This window comes from Clostridiales bacterium (genome assembly GCA_017961515.1).
Classification (GTDB): Bacteria; Bacillota; Clostridia; order Acetivibrionales; family RGIG10202; genus RGIG10202.
The window spans coordinates 1-20255 of the sequence record JAGCXC010000004.1 but is presented as its reverse complement, the minus strand read 5'-3'; the positions used below and the strand labels follow the sequence as shown (position 1 = coordinate 20255).

General features: G+C 33.5%; 16 protein-coding genes. 2 read left to right on the top strand and 14 right to left on the bottom strand.

The window, feature by feature from the left end; all coding sequences use genetic code 11:
- Positions 1-184: 184 nt before the first annotated feature.
- From J6Y29_00130 to J6Y29_00090, 9 genes are all read right to left on the bottom strand, one after another.
- Entirely contained in the window at positions 185-946 is a 762-nt protein-coding gene (locus J6Y29_00130) for a phosphotransferase (protein MBP5426301.1), read from the bottom strand.
- Complete coding sequence (adhE, locus tag J6Y29_00125; GenBank protein MBP5426300.1) at positions 947-3556, bottom strand: bifunctional acetaldehyde-CoA/alcohol dehydrogenase; 2610 nt, start codon at positions 3554-3556, stop codon at positions 947-949.
- 226 nt (positions 3557-3782) lie between these two features.
- Positions 3783-4241: a hypothetical protein gene (locus J6Y29_00120; GenBank protein MBP5426299.1), complete on the bottom strand. Its 459-nt coding sequence runs from the start codon at positions 4239-4241 to the stop codon at positions 3783-3785.
- A gap of 4 nt (positions 4242-4245) precedes the next feature.
- The gene (locus tag J6Y29_00115; protein MBP5426298.1) at positions 4246-4977 is read right to left on the bottom strand and encodes a putative ABC transporter permease; all 732 of its coding nucleotides are present in this window, start codon (positions 4975-4977) and stop codon (positions 4246-4248) included.
- A gap of 98 nt (positions 4978-5075) precedes the next feature.
- A complete protein-coding gene (locus J6Y29_00110; GenBank protein ID MBP5426297.1) occupies positions 5076-5669 on the bottom strand; it encodes a hypothetical protein in 594 nt (197 codons plus the stop codon).
- Positions 5670-5683: 14 nt separating this feature from the next.
- Positions 5684-7027 carry a DUF58 domain-containing protein gene (locus tag J6Y29_00105; protein MBP5426296.1) on the bottom strand — a complete coding sequence of 448 codons (1344 nt, stop codon included), beginning with the start codon at positions 7025-7027 and terminating at the stop codon, positions 5684-5686.
- 18 nt (positions 7028-7045) lie between these two features.
- Entirely contained in the window at positions 7046-8002 is a 957-nt protein-coding gene (locus J6Y29_00100) for a MoxR family ATPase (GenBank protein ID MBP5426295.1), read from the bottom strand.
- On the bottom strand, positions 7999-9084 hold the full coding sequence (locus J6Y29_00095) for a hypothetical protein (protein MBP5426294.1): 1086 nt from the start codon (positions 9082-9084) through the stop codon (positions 7999-8001). Before J6Y29_00095 ends, J6Y29_00100 begins: the two co-directional genes overlap by 4 nt.
- Positions 9081-10835 (bottom strand): hypothetical protein, encoded by a 1755-nt coding sequence (locus J6Y29_00090; GenBank protein MBP5426293.1) that lies wholly within the window; start codon positions 10833-10835, stop codon positions 9081-9083. Before J6Y29_00090 ends, J6Y29_00095 begins: the two co-directional genes overlap by 4 nt.
- Positions 10836-10994: 159 nt before the next feature.
- Here J6Y29_00090 and J6Y29_00085 point away from each other — a divergent pair, with 159 nt between their 5' ends.
- On the top strand, positions 10995-12068 hold the full coding sequence (locus tag J6Y29_00085; protein ID MBP5426292.1) for a sporulation integral membrane protein YlbJ: 1074 nt from the start codon (positions 10995-10997) through the stop codon (positions 12066-12068).
- Here J6Y29_00085 and J6Y29_00080 read toward each other — a convergent pair.
- Genes J6Y29_00080 through lepA form a run of 5 tightly spaced genes read right to left on the bottom strand, consistent with a single transcriptional unit; the run spans position 12042 to position 18491 of the window.
- Positions 12042-14366, bottom strand: coding sequence for a metallophosphoesterase family protein (locus J6Y29_00080; GenBank protein MBP5426291.1), 2325 nt, complete (start codon positions 14364-14366; stop codon positions 12042-12044). The genes J6Y29_00085 and J6Y29_00080 overlap by 27 nt on opposite strands.
- A gap of 15 nt (positions 14367-14381) precedes the next feature.
- Positions 14382-14930, bottom strand: coding sequence for an ankyrin repeat domain-containing protein (locus J6Y29_00075; GenBank protein MBP5426290.1), 549 nt, complete (start codon positions 14928-14930; stop codon positions 14382-14384).
- Positions 14931-14944: 14 nt separating this feature from the next.
- Positions 14945-15553 carry an SdpI family protein gene (locus J6Y29_00070; GenBank protein MBP5426289.1) on the bottom strand — a complete coding sequence of 203 codons (609 nt, stop codon included), beginning with the start codon at positions 15551-15553 and terminating at the stop codon, positions 14945-14947.
- A 12-nt stretch (positions 15554-15565) separates the two neighbouring features.
- On the bottom strand, positions 15566-16693 hold the full coding sequence (locus tag J6Y29_00065; protein MBP5426288.1) for an oxygen-independent coproporphyrinogen III oxidase: 1128 nt from the start codon (positions 16691-16693) through the stop codon (positions 15566-15568).
- Position 16694: 1 nt separating this feature from the next.
- Positions 16695-18491 (bottom strand): elongation factor 4, encoded by a 1797-nt coding sequence (lepA, locus tag J6Y29_00060; GenBank protein MBP5426287.1) that lies wholly within the window; start codon positions 18489-18491, stop codon positions 16695-16697.
- Positions 18492-18659: 168 nt separating this feature from the next.
- Between lepA and J6Y29_00055 the strand changes: the two genes are divergently transcribed.
- On the top strand, positions 18660-20255 hold a 1596-nt coding region (locus tag J6Y29_00055), incomplete at its 3' end, for a hypothetical protein (protein MBP5426286.1).

Here is a 20255-nt window from a genome sequence, read left to right as displayed (position 1 = left end):
CACCTTCCTTTTACTTTAATTTGAATCGCCCCTCCGAATTTCTTTTTTGTTCAAATATAAAGTTGGAGCTTCTTGCTTCATCCACTATCTCTTGCTAATATAATTATCACCAAGTCTTCTACAATGTCCACAAGCGTTAGGTTCGGCTAATTCCCTTCCTACCATGTATGTTAATTTTAAATTGTTATTCAAACTCAAATACCTCTATAAATTTACGCAAAAACTCTTGCTCTTTTTTATTTCCTTGGGCCATTTGCGTCGCTGCCACTATCGGTATCCACCTTTGCACATTACTTTTACTTATGTTACTCTTATCACAGAATAAATCCAAATATCTCTCTGCAATATCTTCCTTGCCTTCTATTGAAAAAATAAGAAATGTTCTCGCAGCATCTGCCGACGCATTTCCTATCGTCGCATGCGCCCAATCTACAATGCAATGTTTTCCATTTGGACATATAATAACATTGCTTGGATTAAAATCACCATGACATAGCTTTGTGTGATTCTTCATCCCATCTAATCTTTGCAATAACTCATATTTTGTACTATCGTCTATTAATGTAGTATCTGTTAGCTTTCTTGTATATTTATCCTTTATCTGATTTAGCAGTGGCACGCTTTTCGACAATACCTCTAGCTGTATATCTACAAAAATATTAAGGTATTTTTCCATTTTACTTGGATCTTCATCCATCATCTCTTGTAAATTCTTTCCCTCTATATACTCTGTTACCAAACCCCATCTATCACCTATCTTAGTTACTTCACGAAGTTTTGGAATATTTAAATCGCACCCCTCTTCTACTCTCGCTAAAATTAGTGCCTCATTCAAGATATCTGCCTTTGAATAATTCTTAACAAACAATTTTATTATGCTATCTTTATCTTTATAAACCGTCTTTGTTTTTCTTCTTCTAATTTCATTACTCAAATTATACGACATTTACCTCTCACCTCCGTAGTATGCTTTAAGATATAGTTCTTTTATATCGCTTATCAATGGATACCTAGGATTTGCTCCTGTACACTGATCATCAAATGCTTGCTCACTCATCTGGTCTAAAGTTTTAAGAAATTCCTTTTCAGATATTCCATAATCTTTTATTGTATGCTTCACTCCTATACTATCTTTTAATTCATCAATTTTTTTCAATAATTTATTAAACTTATCTTTATTATCTTTACCGCTAATGCCTATTGCTTCAGCTATCTTAGCATACCTTGCTAACGCATTAGGATATCCATACTGAGGAAATGTTCCCATCTTCTCCGGTACCTCAACACTATTATACTTCATAACCTCATTTAAAACAAGTGCTACTGTAATTCCATGCGGCAAATGATGAAATGCCCCAAGCTTATGTCCCATTGAATGACCTATACCTAAAAACGCATTTGCAAACGCAATTCCTGCAATAGTTGCTGCATGTGCCATCTTCTCTCTAGCCTCTGGATCCGCTGCTCCATTCTTATATGCCCTTGGCAAATACTCAAATATGAGCTTTATTGCCTCTAATGCATACGCATCTGTGAATTCAGTTGCAAGCATAGAAACATACGCCTCTATTGAATGTACTAATGCGTCTACTCCAGATGCACTAGTTAATCCACGAGGTGCATTCATCATCATATCAGCATCCACTATAGCCATCTTTGGCAATAACTCATAATCTGCCAACGGATACTTTATACCTGTCTTCTCATCTGTAATTACCGCAAATGGTGTAACTTCCGATCCTGTTCCTGCTGTTGTTGGAACCGCTATAAAATATGCCTTATCTCCCATACGAGGGAATGTATAAACCCTCTTTCTTATATCCATAAATCTCATAGCCATATCAAAGAAATCTACTTCGGGATGTTCATATAAAACCCACATTACCTTTGCTGCATCCATCGCAGATCCTCCACCTATAGCTATAATGCAATCTGGATTATAACTACTCATAAGCTTTGCTCCCTCTTTTGCACAAGCAAGATTTGGATCTGGCGCAACATCAGAAAAAATAGTATGCCCTATTCCTAATTCATCTAGCTTTTTTGTAACAACCTTTGTGTATCCGTTATCAAACAAAAATTTATCTGTTACTATAAACACTTTCTTCTTGCCTAACACATCCCTTAGCTCCTCCAATGCTACTGGAAGGCAACCTCTCTTTATATAAACTTTTTCCGGAACCCTTAACCAAAGCATATTGTTCTTCCTTTCTGCAACAATTTTTATATTAAGCAAATGCTTGACACCAACGTTCTCTGAAACTGAATTTCGTCCAAAACTACCACAACCTAGTGTAAGCGATGGCGCTAATGCAAAATTATATATATCTCCTATACCTCCGTGGGATGATGGAGTATTGATAATAACTCTACATGTCCTCATTTTATTATAAAATTTTTCTATTTTTTCCTTTTCTGTATCCACATTTATATATATAGATGCTGTATGTCCTAATCCTCCATCTAATATTAATCTATGTGCTTTTTCCACCGCATCATCGAAACTTTTTGCTTTATACATTGCTAATACTGGCGATAATTTCTCTCTCGCAAACTCCTCTGAAATATCAACACTTTCCACTTCGCCTATTAATATTTTTGTATCAGGTGGAACCGAAATACCGGCAAGATTTGCTATAGTATGAGCCTTTTGGCCCACTATCTTCGCATTTAATGCACCGTGTATTATTATAGTCTTTCGAACCTTATCTATCTCATCTGCACTTAATATGTAGCATCCACGATTTTCGAACTCTTTTTTTACTTTATCATATATTTTACTAGATACTATAACCGATTGCTCAGAAGCACAAATCATTCCGTTATCAAATGTCTTGGAATGTATGATAGAATTAACTGCTAATGTAATATCCGCTGTTTCATCTATCACCGCTGGTGTATTACCTGCACCAACACCTATAGCCGGTTTTCCACTTGAATACGCAGACTCAACCATACCAGGACCACCTGTAGCCAAAATAATATCTGCCTCATGCATCAAATGCGTCGTTAACTCAAGCGACGGTACATCTACCCACGATATTATTCCTTCGGGAGCACCTGCTGAAACTGCCGCCTCTAACACAATCTTTGCCGCCTCTATTGTGGATTTCTTCGCTCTTGGATGCGGACTTATTATTATTCCATTTCTCGTTTTCAATGAGATCAATGTCTTAAATATAGCAGTAGATGTTGGATTTGTTGTCGGAATAACTGCCGCAATTACTCCTATTGGCTCTGCTATCTTTTTTATTCCATATGATGCATCTTCTTCTATAACACCACACGTCTTCTCATTCTTGTACTTATTATATATATATTCCGCTGCAAAATGATTCTTTATAACTTTGTCCTCTACTATTCCCATACCAGTCTCCTCTACTGCCATTTTCGCAAGAGGTATCCTTGCTTGATTGGCAGCTAACGCAGCCGCTTTAAATATTTTATCAACTTGTTCTTGGGTGTAAGATGAAAATTTCTCCTGTGCTCGCCCAACTCTTAAAAGAGCATCGTCCAATGCTTCAATACTATCTACTACTCTTCTGTCTCTCTTCATATCAATACTCCCTTTCTTTCTTTTTATCTCTATGCATATAGTATGATCAACCGGCATACAAATTTATTCTCTCTTAAATCAACTTTCACCATACTTGCTCTTCATCCCTTAGGAAGTAAGAATTCTCCTCGGTTTAATTGTAACACTTATGATCATAATCTTCAATATGTTAGCATAATGTTCGTTTTTGTTACCAAAAACACGCCCCTAATTGATTCGTTTTTTGTTACTTTTTACTAAAAATAAATTTCTTTTTTACACAAATTATACTTTCCTTTATTGCACAATACTTATCCACAAATGTCAAAATTAAACCTTCTACAGACTTTGGTGGCAAGGGAGTAACTGGCCACATATGCTTTATTATCATATCCTTTTCCTTTTCACTTAGATCAAACAACTCTGATGCATTCTTGCACGCACTCTTCCCATGAGTAAATGCGTGAAAGCCTTTTCTATTTACTTTGGGAGCACGCCAATCATATAAGAATAAATCATGTAACATCCCAGCTCGGGCTATTGATACATAATCTAGATTAAAATTTTTAGCTATAGTATAACATATCTTAGCCACATTATAAGAGTGTTCAAAACAGTCTATATTAAAGTGCTGTCGATAATTTCTCATGCTACGAACAGTCTCATTTTCTAATATATCCTTTATTATATCTTCAAACTCATTCAAAATCTCATCCCCTACTATAATACTTATCTTTTATTTGCTCTATAACTTTATTATACCGTTCTAAAGCTTCCTTTGCGTTCTCCTTTAGTTTATAGCCTACATGTTTTAAGTTCGGGAACGCTACAATAAGTCTTCTTTGGCCCCATGTTATTTTAGCTAATATGTCTTTTACTTTTTTCGACATTTCTTCAGTATTATCTTCTGCTAAAAATTCCTCACTATCATTTTTAAATGTAGATAATATCACCGTGGATATCACTCCATCAATTAAAAATATTCCTCCTAATACACTGACAATTATACACAACAAGTCATTGCCCATTCTTTCACATACACCTATTAGCACTGGATTTAATATATATATTATCAAAAGTCCCAAAATCCCAAATGGTATCATTGTTTCAAGACACACTCGTCCATTGATGTTAAATTTATCATTGCTATAATCCCACCATCTTGCATGAAACATTTTTTCCATTGCCCAGCTTGTGATATACTCCAAAACTGACGCTACCAATAATCCCAAAATAAACACTACCACTGGTCTTTCTTTAAACCTGTCAAGCAAAAACGTTATCAACAAAGCTCCCATTCCATATATAGGACAATATGGTCCTATTAAAAAACCTCTATTTATAAACCTTTTATATTCTACAAACTTTACTACCACTTCCATGCACCAGCCTAATATCGCGTATGCTAAAAATAACGCAATATACACTTTCATTAACAACATGTATATATCACCCTCCATTCCCTATGCGCTTTTATTATACAACAATCCACAAATTTTAGCCAGTGATTTTTTTAAGATTAATTTGTAACACATTCCCTTTAATCTTTTTTTAAAGTATACATAACAAGAATAAAGATACTTATTAAAATTATTAACAAAAATCCTGCTATAGCTGGTATTGAAAAAATAGCATTAATACTGTATAAATATGCAATAAATCTAGCTGATATATTTTGCACAATATAATATATAAAAACAAGCGCAAACTCAGCAAAAGTTTCCGCTAAAAATAAACTAAAGATTTGTTTAGTGTATATATTTCTTATCTCAACTTCTTCTCCACCCTTTTCTACTAGCTTACATATTTTTTCTTCATAGAGCTTTAAATACCAGCAAAAGCACGCAATAAGTATCACTAAACTCATTGATATAAACATTCCCATTTCTGATATGTTAAGACTATTATTGTACATTATAAACAAAAATAACACCGCATACATCACATTATATGGAATGTTTATATTTAAATTAAAACATGTTAATACCACACTTGCAAAAACAAGTGTCACACCTAGCACCACCGCAATACCCAAACTAATATATCCTAAAATATTAGCCACTGTGCTACATATTAAAAGATTTATAATTAACAATACCACTCGCAATATTCGTATAATCTTCACCGTCGCCATTTTTTGATCCTCCTTTAGTACTCTTGCATCTTCCTAGACAAAATACTATAAAAATCCTGTGTAAACGGATCCCAATCAATCCATATAACCTTTCTTTTTAAATTCTTATCAACAATATACTTATCTCTTATTCTCAAAAAATCAGTCGCCATTTCGCCCACATCAGACTCATTTGTCTTGGTAACATGTCCATTTAAATTGATTACCATTATGGGCAACCTTCTTTTAGTATTCTTTTGCACATATTGAGTGCACTCGCGTACTCCGCTTAATACCTCTTTAACATTACCTGGAATAATTCTGGTAAAAATTATGAAAAATGGTCCCGATCCACTAAAGTAATTTCTATACTTAAACACAGTCTCTTTTAATCCCACTTCTCTACTTAATGATAGTTTTATGTAATCATTCTTTATCTCACTAAAATGTTTCATCTGACGTAATATTTTATAATATTGGTTAATACCACTATTGGGATATAAAAAAGTTTCATTACCGCCAAAAGTACAAAACGCTATATTGGCATTCTTTTTTATATAATACTCAGATAAATTTAATATTGTATCTAGCGCATAGTTAAACACATTTTTTATATTAGATCCGTACAGCATATTCACTGAGAAATCCAGTAAAAACCATACATTATACATTCCCTCTTTTTCAAATTCATTTACCACAGGATAACATTTACCTCTGCTGTCTACATTCCTCGCTGTAGCCTTCCAGTTTATATACTTAACCGAATCTCCCGAAGCATAATTCCTTAGCTGATTAAACTCAAGTGTAGGTATTCCTATCTTAGATTTAGTAAACTGATAATTAAACAATTTTGCCAATATCGCTATATTTCTTATGTCCTTAAAATACACCGAGCTTGGCGAAAATGTAAGCGTTTGCCGAACATTGATGCTCCTCTCTTCACATCGTAAAAGATTTAGAAAATGATGTGATTCATAATAAAATGACTTTAATTCTAACGTACACGCATTCACTGTTCGTATCTTGTACGTCATTATAACCTCTTTTTCACCTATCCACTTAAACACCACTTTATAATTAGACCCTGATACAAGCTCTAAATCTTCTTGCAGCAAATCTCCAAATATTATTAGCCCAAAACCTTTTTTTATTTTTATATAAACATTATTTGAATAAACTGTATTGGTCAAAAAATTCCGTTTGTCCGGATCCCTTTTTACTTCTATATCATAAGGTGGACTTACCAATAAAGACAGCATTAACATTAACACAAAAAGCAATGCAACACTAAACAATACTTTATTAGATAAAGCTAAACCAAAAATGATTAATACTAAAAAAAACACCATATATTTATAAAATATATAACTAAACTTCACTTAAAGTACCCTCCCTTACTAGACAAAATCTTTCGGTACCGGCACTGCATCTAATATATCCAAAATGACACTAGTTGCCTTTACTCCTTCCATTGCGCTTTCAAAATTTAATAGCACTCTATGCCCCAAAATATCTGGCGCTAACATCTTCACATCATCAGGTGTTACAAAGGTTCTATCCTCTATATACGCCAATGCCTTGGTAAGCTTTAGTAACGCCAATGCTCCTCGAGGTGAAGCTCCTACGTTTATATTATTGTTCACTCTAGTCTGTCTTACTATTTTGGTAATGTACTTTATTATGTTATCATGAACAAATATACTTTCTATATCTTGTCTTATATTGATAATATCCTCTTTTGACACAACTGCTGTAATATCCTTACTAACATCATCACTTGCTTTGGATATTCTGTTCTTTAAAATTTTACACTCGCTTTCTATATCTTGCAAATATCCTAGCGATAACTTTATAGCAAATCTATCTAATTGAGCCTCTGGCAACTGATATGTTCCTTCCATTTCTATTGGATTTTGCGTCGCCATAACTATAAATGGTTCTTGTAATTTATGTGTAATTCCATCTATTGTTATTTGCTTCTCCTCCATCGCTTCTAATAGCGCAGACTGAGTTTTTGGCATTGCTCTGTTTATCTCATCTGCCAATAAGAAATTCGTAAATAATGGTCCTCTTTCAAGCTTAAAACTACTTGTATTTGTGTCCCATATTTTAGTTCCTATGATATCAGATGGCATTAAATCTGGAGTAAACTGTATCCTCTTCCATTCAATATTAAGTGTCCTTGCAATAGCTTTTACAAGTGATGTTTTTCCAAGCCCTGGATTATCCTCTAAAAGGATATGACCACCTGATAAAAACGCACAAAGTATCTTTTTTAGTACATCTGGATCCTCTGTTATAAACACACTCTCTATTGATTTAATTATTTGTTCACACACACTAAGATCGCTCATAACTTTTCCTCCATTAATCTGTTAATTTTTTTTATTGTAGACTCAACAATTAAATATCTATAATTTTTATTTTGACTTATCAAATACTCTAATTTATATCTACTTGCATATCTTGGCAACACCCTATCTTTATGCTCAATAAGCTCATTCATCGCCATATTTATATCCATCTCCTCAATACCCAAACCAAATAATTGACCAAACAAAAACGTAACAAGCTCTGTCTTTCTTCCCATATCTATAAACTCGTCCATCTTATTTGATAAATTCGAAAACTCCTCATTTCTTATTATTGTTTTTAATTGTTTGTGCTTACCCCAAAGCGGATTATACGAATTGTAAGATATTTTTTTTATATTCTTTGTAAGTGAATAAAAATATAGCCCAAATGCGCCACACACTACAACCCACTCTACCACGTTTATAAAATTGTTATGTATAAGTTTTGCTCTTATAAACATCATGTATGTATATAAGAAACAGCCTATACAATACTTAAACATTAAATTTTTAGAAAAATTTTCAAATACCGCATTAGGTATATATCTTAATAGCGATAACATCAAAAATAACGCTACACTAGCAAAACCTGCATAAAATATTCGCCCAAAGTAAATCCCCTTCCATTCACAACTCCATACATAAAGTGCTATCGTCGCTATCAGTGAAAACACTAATTTTAGCACTACATCAAATAATATATTGTCCGCTATTGAAAGCTCACTTAGCGTATCATAAAAGAAATACGCTACTAAAAGTATTATCAAACAATTAAGCCCGTAATATAAGGTTCCTCTGCTAATTACGTTATATATAAATATGTACAATGATAATCCTATCATCAATGCACTTATACTAACTCTTAATTTTCTAAAAAAGATCCCCACAAACCAAACTTCTAGCACAAATCCTATTATAAAGTTTAACACAAGTAAAACCATTATCCAAAACACGAAAAACAAATCACGCCCCATTACAGAAGACACAGCCCCATTCTTCTTAAACAGCGAATACGACGCTATAAAGAAAATTATCATAAAATATACTAAAAATGGACGTATTTTGTTAATAAATTTTCTCATTTTATCCCTTCCTCTTCTGGCTTAAGTGTATTACATATTTTATCACAAATTACTACAAACTCTTGATATAATTTTTCATCCACATCTATTTTATAAAACACCGCACACTCATAATATTTCAAAAAATTTTCAAGCACCCCCAAATCACATTTACCCTTACTTGAAAATCCCTTAACTACCTCTCTTGGCGTCTTCTCCTTACGGTCTTTAGCGTTTATACTGCTTATTCTGTAAAGCATCTGTGTTCCTAAACTTATAAGCTTTTCTTTATAGTTAATCGGTACTTTTTCAATATTACTTTGCATATGTTTTAACCCGTCATTACCCTTATACACAATTTGTCTTTTAACACTAATTTTATCTCCTTTTATTCTCCAAAACAAGACTACACCTATCATAACAATTCCTAGCCCTGCCACTATCTTATAATTTAAACGTATACTTGGTACACTCGGATTTTCTGACACATTAGGACTTGGTGTAATAGTTTCTTCGGGCGATACAATACCTTCATGATCACCTGCATCTGGTGTAATTGGCAAAGTCTCAATTGGTTTTGCAGTTGGTACCTCTGTAGGTGATACTGTTGGCACTACAGTAGGTATTGTTGTTGGTACATCTATAGGCATTGGACTTATCAAATCGCCTTCTCCCCAATTAATACCTGGAACTTTAACATTAGTTATTCCTTTTAACAACTTATGTACTGAATCTCCTGACACAAGTGATAAATCTACTGGTGCAAGTAAATTATTTAAATTAAGACTAGATACATCCACATTAAGATCCCACGCATCTTCAATAGATCCTTCAATTGTTATATTCGGAAACTTCATTGTCTTTGCAAAATCAATAGACTCAAGCTTTGTACTTGATAAATCTCCCTCTAGCACTTCTACCACATTTGAAAGAGTCTTTGTATCGATATTATTTGCAATTTCTGAAAATCTCTCATAGTTTGTTTTTGAAGAGACTCCTATTGGCAATTGACCACTTCCGCCAATAACATTTATGCTGTTATTTACAAAATTCGATATATATTCAAGTCCATTTATCTCGCTTTGTATCATACTAATATTAGACTCAACATCTTCAAAAAACGACAAATCCACACTTTTACTATAACTTTTCTTTTCTTTATTTATTGCATTTATTATATCTTTTAAATCTAACTTTATGCTACCAAAGCTAAGTTCAGACAAATTTATATTGTACTCAATATCACCAAGCTTATCCATAATTTCTTCATATGAAGCTTTAGAAATTTTGTCAGCATCATATAGTTTTCTAACATTCATCTTAAGTTCATTAACTTTCTTTAACAACAATACCTTATCATTTAATTTTTCTGCTACTCCATCTATAACTTTTTGGTCAGCTATTTCTTGGTATCTACTAAGCACATCATCCAAGGCATTTTTAGTCATCCCTATATAGTTTGGATCAAGATATCCAGATAAGTAATTTCCCAAAAACAAAAATCTATTTAGCTCCTCATACGAAAGATTTTTTATGTTTGCACGAAGCTTCTGATATTCATAAAAATAATTGACTAACCGAAGCACATCTTTTGATGTTAAAAACTTTGACGCATTTGACAACTTTATTTTATTAATTAAATCAGAATAGTTTATATTAACACCTTCAGATAATGAAAAAATATTGATGGAAGACGTCATTAATACAGTAGCTAGCAAAAATGCTACTACCAATACTAAGCCTATAAAAATTTTCTTTCCTTTAAGCAACATACTCCATCACCTCTCATCCTGTCTATTAACATTATTATATCACATATTGCAAACAAAATATAATATCGAATTTTAGCACATATTACATTACGCATAAGTCGCCTAAGACAACAATAGAATATAGTAGTATACCATACCAGCAAAAGGAGTACACTTACATTGATATACGTTATTTTAGCACTCACAACATTTTTTTTACTATATCGCTTAAGGCTGGTAAAGGAACTTTCTTTACTCTTTAGTAGTTTGTTATGTGCAACTTTTATAATCCTTCTTATCATATATTCCAAAGATGCCATATCATCCTGCAAACTTGGTATAAGTTTATGGTTTAATGTGGTGTTTCCCGCAGTATTTCCCTTTTTAGTAATATGCGAATGCCTAAGCCATACAAATATATCTGTTATCATAGGAAAATTTTTTGAAGGAATAATGCGCCCCCTATTTAACGTTCCAGGAGCTTCAGCACCAGCATTTTTTCTTGGGACTCTAAGTGGATACCCTATTGGAGCAACCTCAACACTAAAACTGTACGAACAAGGCTTACTAACAAAGACAGAAGCTGAACGTCTTATAACATTTACTAATAACTCAGGACCACTTTTTGTAATATCTGCAGTTGGTCTAGGATTTTTTGGTAGCAAAAAAATAGGGCTACTATTGTACGCATGCCACGTACTCTCAGCCATATCAGTAGGAATAATATTCTCATTCTATAAACGAAACAACACTTGCCAAATCAAAAAAACCTACCTTACTTCTCTTTGTTCAAGCACAAAACAAACGCAAAAAAGTTTAACATGTATATTTACTTCGTCTGTTGTATCCGCCATAAACACAATGATAAACATAGCTGGCTTCATAATATTTTTTTCAGTAATAATTAAACTACTTAACAAAACTTCCTTTCTTGCATTCATTACAAATATATTCTCGCCTATTATCTATTGGTTTGGCTTAGAACAAGGTGTAGTATCCTCCTGCATCAGCGGCCTTTTTGAAATGACAAGCGGCATATCCCTAATAGCTAATCTTTCTAACACTAGCCTTTTACTAAAACTTTTGCTAACATCATTTCTATTAGGCTTTGCTGGTCTTTCAATACATTCCCAAATATTTAGTACCTTATCCAAGTCCGATATACGTACCCTACCATTCGTTATAGGCAAATTCCTACAGGGCATACTAAGTATACTATATCTAATATTACTTAATTTCTACTTTATCTATTAATATCCAATTATCCCAATCATCTTCATCTTTTTTTGAGTACACATCTATATTTATGGCACCTTCATTTACCTTCACTATACTATAAGTTTGACATCCTTTGTCATCACGCCACACGTCTATATTCAAATTTTCTTCATTGATATACTCATAAAATTTATTGCCACACGTTCCTCCTGTTATATACGTTATACCATTGTTAGTAGCTCTAGTGTAAATATGATCATGTCCATTTAACACAAGATTTACACCAACCTCCTCCAGTACCCCTTCGAAATATTTTCTAATCTTTTTAGAACTATGGTTAACCATGTACATTCCTCGGTGCAACACAAGTATCTTCCACTTACAATCACTCTTTTTAAATATATTTTTCATCCAAGATATCTGTTTTTCTCTAACCCCCGTCTCTCTCATTATTTCCGTATTAACAGTAACTATATGTGCTATACCACACTTAAACTCACCTATAGTCCCACGGCTTGGAATAGCTAACTTAGTCTTTGGCATAAAAAATCTATTAACGTATTGGCTAAAGTATGGATCACCCTTATTTTCGTGGTTACCTGGTATTGATATAGTAAGAAATCGATTAAAATATTCGCTCAACATATCAAAACACGCTTTCCACTCAGTTGCCTTATACCCATTTTGCGTTATATCTCCCGCATTCACTATAAAATCTGGAGTAAAGTTTTTAGTCGCACTATCCATACATTTGCGGAAGGTAACATAATCCTTCCTGCTAACAGCCTGAGGATCAGCTATAAACAAAAACGAAAATTCATTTTTCGGTACAGTCTTAAATTCTAATAGCCCGCTATCATGTCCGTACTTATCTCCAACTTTGTATTGATATACTGTATCTGGCTCTAAATTTTCCATCCTAACTTTGTGACTTTTAAGTTCACTCTTTTTCATTTCATGACTAACACCCAATGTCTCCACCCAATCACTTGAACCTTTTTTCTTATGCCACAGAACTGTGTCTTCTATTGTACTATGCGTAATCCAATTGACACCAACATTATTTATGTCATTACCCATTGTTAGCGTAATCTGACTTGGGCGTTTTTGTATACCATAGTCTCCTACATTAACACATACTGGTTCCTCTTTGTAATAAGGCCATGTTATTTCAGGGTCACCTTCAACTCTTATATAATAATACACTCTTTTGCTTCGGCTCAAACCTTTTATTACACATTTGTACTCACCATTTACCTTTTTCATATCTGCTATTCGGATAAACTTATTAAAACTACTCCAGTAATATACATTAACTTTATAATTATCATTATGAGGTAACACCCTGGCTTTTATTACAAGTTCTCCTTTTGAACTTATCCTCGACACAGGCACTGACGTAATTATTGGTAAATCCATTCTCATAGGCAAATCAATCAAAGATGTAATATCCCATTCTTTTCCGTACCTACGTTTGATATAATCTTTTACAGAATATACCGACATAGATTTAACTTCTATCACTCCGCCTTCATTTCCTAGTATTTGTATTCCTTCCCAAACCATGTTGTCCCTTATATTATCACAACTCTCATCATTAAACTGTCCAATTATTTTACCCACATATCTTTTCCCGGATATGCTATTTACAGCAACTAAACATTTTCTAATACAATTCCCCGCATTAGACGAACCAACTATTCCTCCTACCATACCGTTGCCATCATTTGCTTTAAGTGTTCCAACAACAAGGCAGCCTACCACTACCCCGCCTTCTTCTTGTATACCAGAAATTCCACCTACATCATAACTACCTTCTATATCTGCATTCACAATACAATTCTTTATAAATCCGTACGCTTTATTCTTACCTGATATTCCGCCTACTCCGTGCGATCCTACCATGCTATCACATCTTACCTTACCTGAAACAAAACAATTTTCTATCCTTCCATAATTAACTCCAGCTATGCATGCAACATTGCGGCTTCCCTTTATGTCGCAATTTTCCATACGTAAATTCCTAACGCACGCATAACCACCTTCTTTGTTCCCTAAGTACTTGAACAAAGCAACATATTTTTGATCACTATCTATCTTAAGATTTTTTATACAATGATTGTTCCCATCGAATGTACCCACGAACGCTCTCTCTCTTTTATGTCCTATTGGAATAAAATCATTATATCCTTTCATATCTATATCATTCATAAGTACATATGTTCCATACTTGGGCATACCTTCAGTCCATCCACTAGACATAGTCACCAATTCCTCCAAAGTATATATCTCATACTTCTTTGTGTCAGGATTATATTTTGGATAACTATTCAAATTAACATCCCCCCATTAGTCTAAACTGAACCTAACCTCCCTTGTTCTTTTAGCAACAAGAGGTATACTATCATTTAATATAGCCCGTCCTACCACTGATATTATTATATCATTTCCGTTGTCTTTTGCAAAATTAAATGCTGTTTTTTTCCTTTTTGATATATTATTAACATCAGCACCATTTTCAAGTAACATTTTTACTATTCTATCGCTTTTATTAAATCTACATGCATACATAAGCGCTGTATACCCCAACCGATCTTTTTTATTTATCCCACACAAGTGATTAGATATAATATTACTTGTAAGATCTTCGTCCTCTCTTATTGCAGCATACATTAAAACTGTAAAATCGCATTTTTTTAATTTATTTATCATAAATCTAACCATCTCTTCATTATCTTTAATATCAGTTAAATACTTTTTTATATCTTGTATATTGACACCACTTCCATTTGTCATTATAAACTGTGCTAATTCTATATATCGATCTAAATAATTTTTCATTGCACTTTTTATTCTTATATCCCTAAAATAATTTTTCACCTTCTGTATATATTTCATATTTTAGCATCTCCTTATTTATTTTTTTTGCTATACCACACATATGATATAACATTGGGCATTATAAGACATATTACAAACGTTAGCATCATCACATAAAAAAGTTTTTGCTGCTTTAGAAAAATTGACGACAACGCTTGTATCAATCCTCCTATGATACACAAGTTGCAAGCTAATTCCTGTGTTTTATCTCGCACATTCAAATCTTGCATTGTCCATGGATTCTTTATCTCAATAATTGTGCTACTCCCTAGCGTTGCAAACAATATTGCTATACTAAAACACGCGACATTATACACATCTATAATATTTAAGTCAAAATTTTCTAAAATTATTGCTGACACATATCCGATTACAAATATACTAATTGATACAGCAACTTTTTGCATATTACTATTCGAATTTTTAGTGTACCTTGAAAATATTGTTGTGGCTATAGCAATTACTACTGGCACCACACATAATATCCATAGCATTTTTTTTGCACCATAAAATAGACTCTTTGCCATATTTATTCCCACAATACATCTATTAGGGATCATTCTATATACGCTTGCCACTACTATTATGGGAATTAGCGCGAACACCCACATAAAAATTTTTTGTATATTTATATTTTTCAAAATTATCCCCCTTTAAATAAATTCTACAAAGACTTTATTAGCTAAATCCAATCCTAGCTTTGTTAACACTACTTTATCTGCATCACACTTTATTAAACCACGGGCCTTAAGATCCTCTATCTTAACTAGATACACCAAATCCAGGCTCTCATTAAATCTTTCATAAAATTTTTTCTTACTAACTCCACTAGCCAACCTAAGCCCCAAAATCATATAGTCTGACATATCTCTTGTTTTTGATATCGCCTCTATATTTTCATGAGGCCCTATCCCTCTTTTCACACTTTTTATATACTGATTCATATCATATGTATTATTGTATCTTTTACCAGCAAAATACGAATGTGCACCCAATCCTATTCCTATATAGCATTCATCATTCCAATAAACTTTATTATGCTCACACTCACAATATCTCTTAGCAAAATTAGATATCTCATACTGATGATATCCATGCTGTCCTAAAAAATCTATTGCGTAATGATACATGCTTCTATCTATATCATCCTGTACGTATGAAATCTCTCCTTTTTGATACATATCACCAAACTTTGTTCCCTCTTCTATAGTCAAGCTATAGGCTGACACGTGCTCAGGAGATATTTTTACCACATCTCCAAGCGTTTGTCTCCATATATTTTCATCCTGACCAGGTACTCCGAACATTAAATCAACACTTATGTTTCTAAAACCAACTTCTCTTGCTAAGTTAAAATTATCAATAAAATCCTTATATGTGTGAATTCTTCCTAATTTCTTTAACACATTATCATTAGTTGACTGAACACCCATACTAAGTCTATTTATGCCTATACTTTTGTAAGTCAAAAGCTTATCCCTATTCAATGTACCAGGATTTGATTCTATTGTAATTTCTGCATCATTTTTTACACTACAACACGAATACACCTTATCTAATACTTTATATATATACGATTCATTAATATATGATGGAGTTCCCCCACCTATAAATATAGTTTTAATTACATTCTTAGGTGAAACCAACGCAATCTCTTGTACCACGCTCTCTATGTAATCTTTTATATAACAGTCACAATTATCAAACGAAGCAAAATCACAATAATAGCACTTAGCTTTACAAAAAGGCACATGAATATACAAACTACACTCTTTATCCATATTATGAATCCAATTTAAGAACACTCATAAACGCTTCCTGCGGTAACTCCACACTGCCTACTTGACGCATTCTCTTTTTTCCTTCCTTCTGTTTTTCAAGTAACTTTCTCTTCCTTGATATATCTCCACCATAACACTTTGCCAATACGTCCTTTCTATATGCCTTAACCGTCTCTCTTGCTATTATTTTCCCACCAATACACGCCTGAACAGGTATCTCAAATTGTTGCCTTGGTATAGTCTCTTTAAGTTTTTCTGCAATTCGTCTTCCACGAGTGGCTGCTTTGTCTCTATGAACAATGAAAGACAACGCATCAATCACTTCTCCATTTAACATTATGTCTAGTTTAACAAGATCCGATTTCTGATAACCCATTAAATCATAGTCAAATGATGCAAACCCTCTAGTCCTTGATTTTAGTGCATCAAAGAAATCATATATTATCTCATTTAATGGCATCTCATATGTTAACATTACTCTTGTATCATCTATATACGTCATATCTTTGTATACGCCCCTGCGCTCTTGTGATAGCTCCATAATACTACCTATGTAATCGGTTGGAACCATAATACTTGCTTTAACTATTGGCTCCTCCATATAGGCAATAGACGTAATTGGCGGAAGATTTGCTGGATTATCTATAAAGATTGTCTCTCCCTGGGTAGTAATAACTTTGTATATAACACTAGGCGCTGTAGTGATCAAATCAAAATTATACTCTCGCTCCAAACGCTCTTGTATTATTTCCATGTGTAAAAGCCCCAAAAATCCACATCTATATCCAAATCCCAATGCGTTAGACGACTCCGCTTCAAATGATAGTGCCGCATCATTTAACTGAAGCTTCTCTAGTGCATCTCTAAGGTCTGCATACTTTGATCCATCCGCTGGATATATTCCACAAAAGACCATAGGATTAACTTTTTTATATCCATCTAACGGTTTCTTTGCGGGATTATCCACTAGAGTAACTGTATCCCCCACTCTTGCATCTCGCACATTTTTTATACTAGCGGCAATGTATCCAACTTCACCTACAGACAATTCCCCGCACGCTGATAATGAACCTGGACGAAAATATCCTACTTCTGTCACAATAAACTCCTTTTGCGTGTACATAAACCTTATATTATCCCCAACTTTTACTCTACCCTCTTTTATTCTGACAAACACAATAACACCTTTGTAGGAATCGTAATATGAATCAAATATAAGCGCCTGTAATGGATTTTTTACATCACCTCTTGGCGATGGGATCTTTTGTACTATTGCCTGCAACACTTGATCTATATTAAGACCATTTTTAGCAGATACTAATGGCGCATCACTTGCATCAAGACCTATCACATCTTCTATCTCTTGCTTTACTATATCTGGTCTTGCGCTAGGTAAATCCACTTTATTTATAACTGGCACAATCTCTAAATCATGCTCTATTGCAAGATAAACGTTCGCTAGTGTCTGCGCCTCTATCCCTTGTGCAGCATCAACAACCAATATTGCCCCTTCGCATGCAGCAAGACTTCTCGATACTTCATAATTGAAATCAACATGCCCTGGTGTATCTATTAAATTTAAAACATACTCCTTAGCATCTTTATCTTTGTATATCATCCTAACTGCTTGAGCCTTTATTGTGATACCTCTTTCTCTCTCTATGTCCATAGTATCTAACACTTGTTCTTCCATTTCTCTTTTTGTAAGAACCCCTGTAGTCTCTATTAGCCTATCTGCTAGCGTTGACTTACCATGATCTATATGCGCTATTATACAAAAATTTCTTATGTTGTCCATATTTAATCCCCCTATTCTAGTCCATTCTAACGTTTTTTGCTCGATTTGTAAAGTACTAAGCTTCTAATAGAAAAAGGAAAAAATTCCTTTTTGTGCCTCTTGCTTGTTAAAGTAAAAAATATTGCATCCGATGTAACTTTTACGATAAATGAAAGGAGAGATGTTTACATGATACAAGATAATTTTAAAAGAACCGTCCTGAAAATAAAATATAAAAATATGTCCTTAAATCTATTAGTAATACTATTGCTTAGCTCTTTTTTTATGCCTTTTTTTAGGGTTGAGGCATACGCAATTTCACCATATACACCTGGCACATTGGGAATATGTACAATAGCTAACCCCACATATGATCCCTCTAATTCAAATGATTCCCCTCATCCATCCGAATACAATCGCGTATATTTTGGGTGGATACCAGAAAATCCAAAGGCCAGAGTATATAACGATCCTTTTAATGGTCCATCTGATCCTGAGTTAATCAATCCATATGGGGACTTATCCAATATACCGCTTTATTGGCGAGTCTTAAATACCCAATCAAATGATTGTAGAGAATATAAAAAAGAAGCATTGTTTATGTTAATGGAGTATTCCCTGCCAAATGGAATATCCTGGGATAATAGAAGCTCATCTCGTCAAAGATGGTCAATAGAAGTTGAAGAAAATAATGATAATAATGATGATGATTACAACACTATTATGTCAACAGAAAGTGAAAATGGTGAAAAAACAGATAGCTCAATAAGATTATTTTTACAAGGATCATCCTGTAATGCAAGTTATGATGGAATAAATCCAGGACAAGTTGATCCTGATGATCCCACTAAAGTACTTCCAGGAAAATATGGATTTTATGATGATTGTTTTTCATCTGCAGAGCAAAGAGCAATACTATCAACACAAAATAATGAGAGAGACAATTGGTATAATAGTGGACTTAGTCCAGAATTTGATAAAGCAGATATGCCAAATTTTCATACTAGTAAGGATGGTAATAATTTTAGAATTGTAGGAGACACATCTGATGCGTCTACTGCCTGTGCATATGGCTGTGGATTAAAAGGAGACACAATATTTTTATTATCCGCAAAAGAGATATTAAATAAAGAGTATGGATTTGATAATAGCTATGGGCAAGAAATACTTTCGAATGACGAATACATTTATGCAACAATATTTGATACAAATAGAATAGTAAGAAATCTGTCTTATTCATCAGGAAGCAATAATTTATGGTGGCTTAGATCTGCTTCTTTTTCTTCTTCTGGAATTGCAATGGTATTTAATGGCGCCTTATCTGTTAATAGTAGTATTTCTTCAGATTGCCACGTAAGATGTGCTTTAAATATACCTTTACACTCAATTCTTATGGTATCAGATGCAAGCTCCGAAGGAATGTCTCCATCAATTACTGGGAATAATATAGTGGCTCAATTTTCACCAATAAATACTACAAGTCAATTTATTAACAACAGTCCTAATCCATTATATCTTAAACGGACAAAATTCACATATGGAACATCTGAATTTTCTACTCAACCTTTACCAGAATCAGATCCAGTCGTAATATCACCTAATCCAACCGTGTCTCCAACTCCCGGATTCTATGGCTATGGAGACGGTGCAAAACTTACTATTGTCGATGATTCTATGCAATTTAGTCTAACAAATCCTAGCCCAAATTCCACTGTGAACGTATATTCAGGCAATAAAATAACTATATCATATAGTGGTGCAAAAAATACATATGGTACCGAAAAT

Coding starts and splice junctions, on each gene's coding strand:
- J6Y29_00130 (MBP5426301.1), bottom strand. CDS start 946: ATGTCGTATAATTTGAGTAATGAAATTAGAAGAAGAAAAACAAAGACG.
- adhE (MBP5426300.1), bottom strand. CDS start 3,556: ATGAAGAGAGACAGAAGAGTAGTAGATAGTATTGAAGCATTGGACGAT.
- J6Y29_00115 (MBP5426298.1), bottom strand. CDS start 4,977: ATGTTGTTAATGAAAGTGTATATTGCGTTATTTTTAGCATACGCGATA.
- J6Y29_00110 (MBP5426297.1), bottom strand. CDS start 5,669: ATGGCGACGGTGAAGATTATACGAATATTGCGAGTGGTATTGTTAATT.
- J6Y29_00100 (MBP5426295.1), bottom strand. CDS start 8,002: ATGAGCGATCTTAGTGTGTGTGAACAAATAATTAAATCAATAGAGAGT.
- J6Y29_00095 (MBP5426294.1), bottom strand. CDS start 9,084: ATGAGAAAATTTATTAACAAAATACGTCCATTTTTAGTATATTTTATG.
- J6Y29_00090 (MBP5426293.1), bottom strand. CDS start 10,835: ATGTTGCTTAAAGGAAAGAAAATTTTTATAGGCTTAGTATTGGTAGTA.
- J6Y29_00075 (MBP5426290.1), bottom strand. CDS start 14,930: ATGAAATATATACAGAAGGTGAAAAATTATTTTAGGGATATAAGAATA.
- J6Y29_00065 (MBP5426288.1), bottom strand. CDS start 16,693: ATGGATAAAGAGTGTAGTTTGTATATTCATGTGCCTTTTTGTAAAGCT.
- lepA (MBP5426287.1), bottom strand. CDS start 18,491: ATGGACAACATAAGAAATTTTTGTATAATAGCGCATATAGATCATGGT.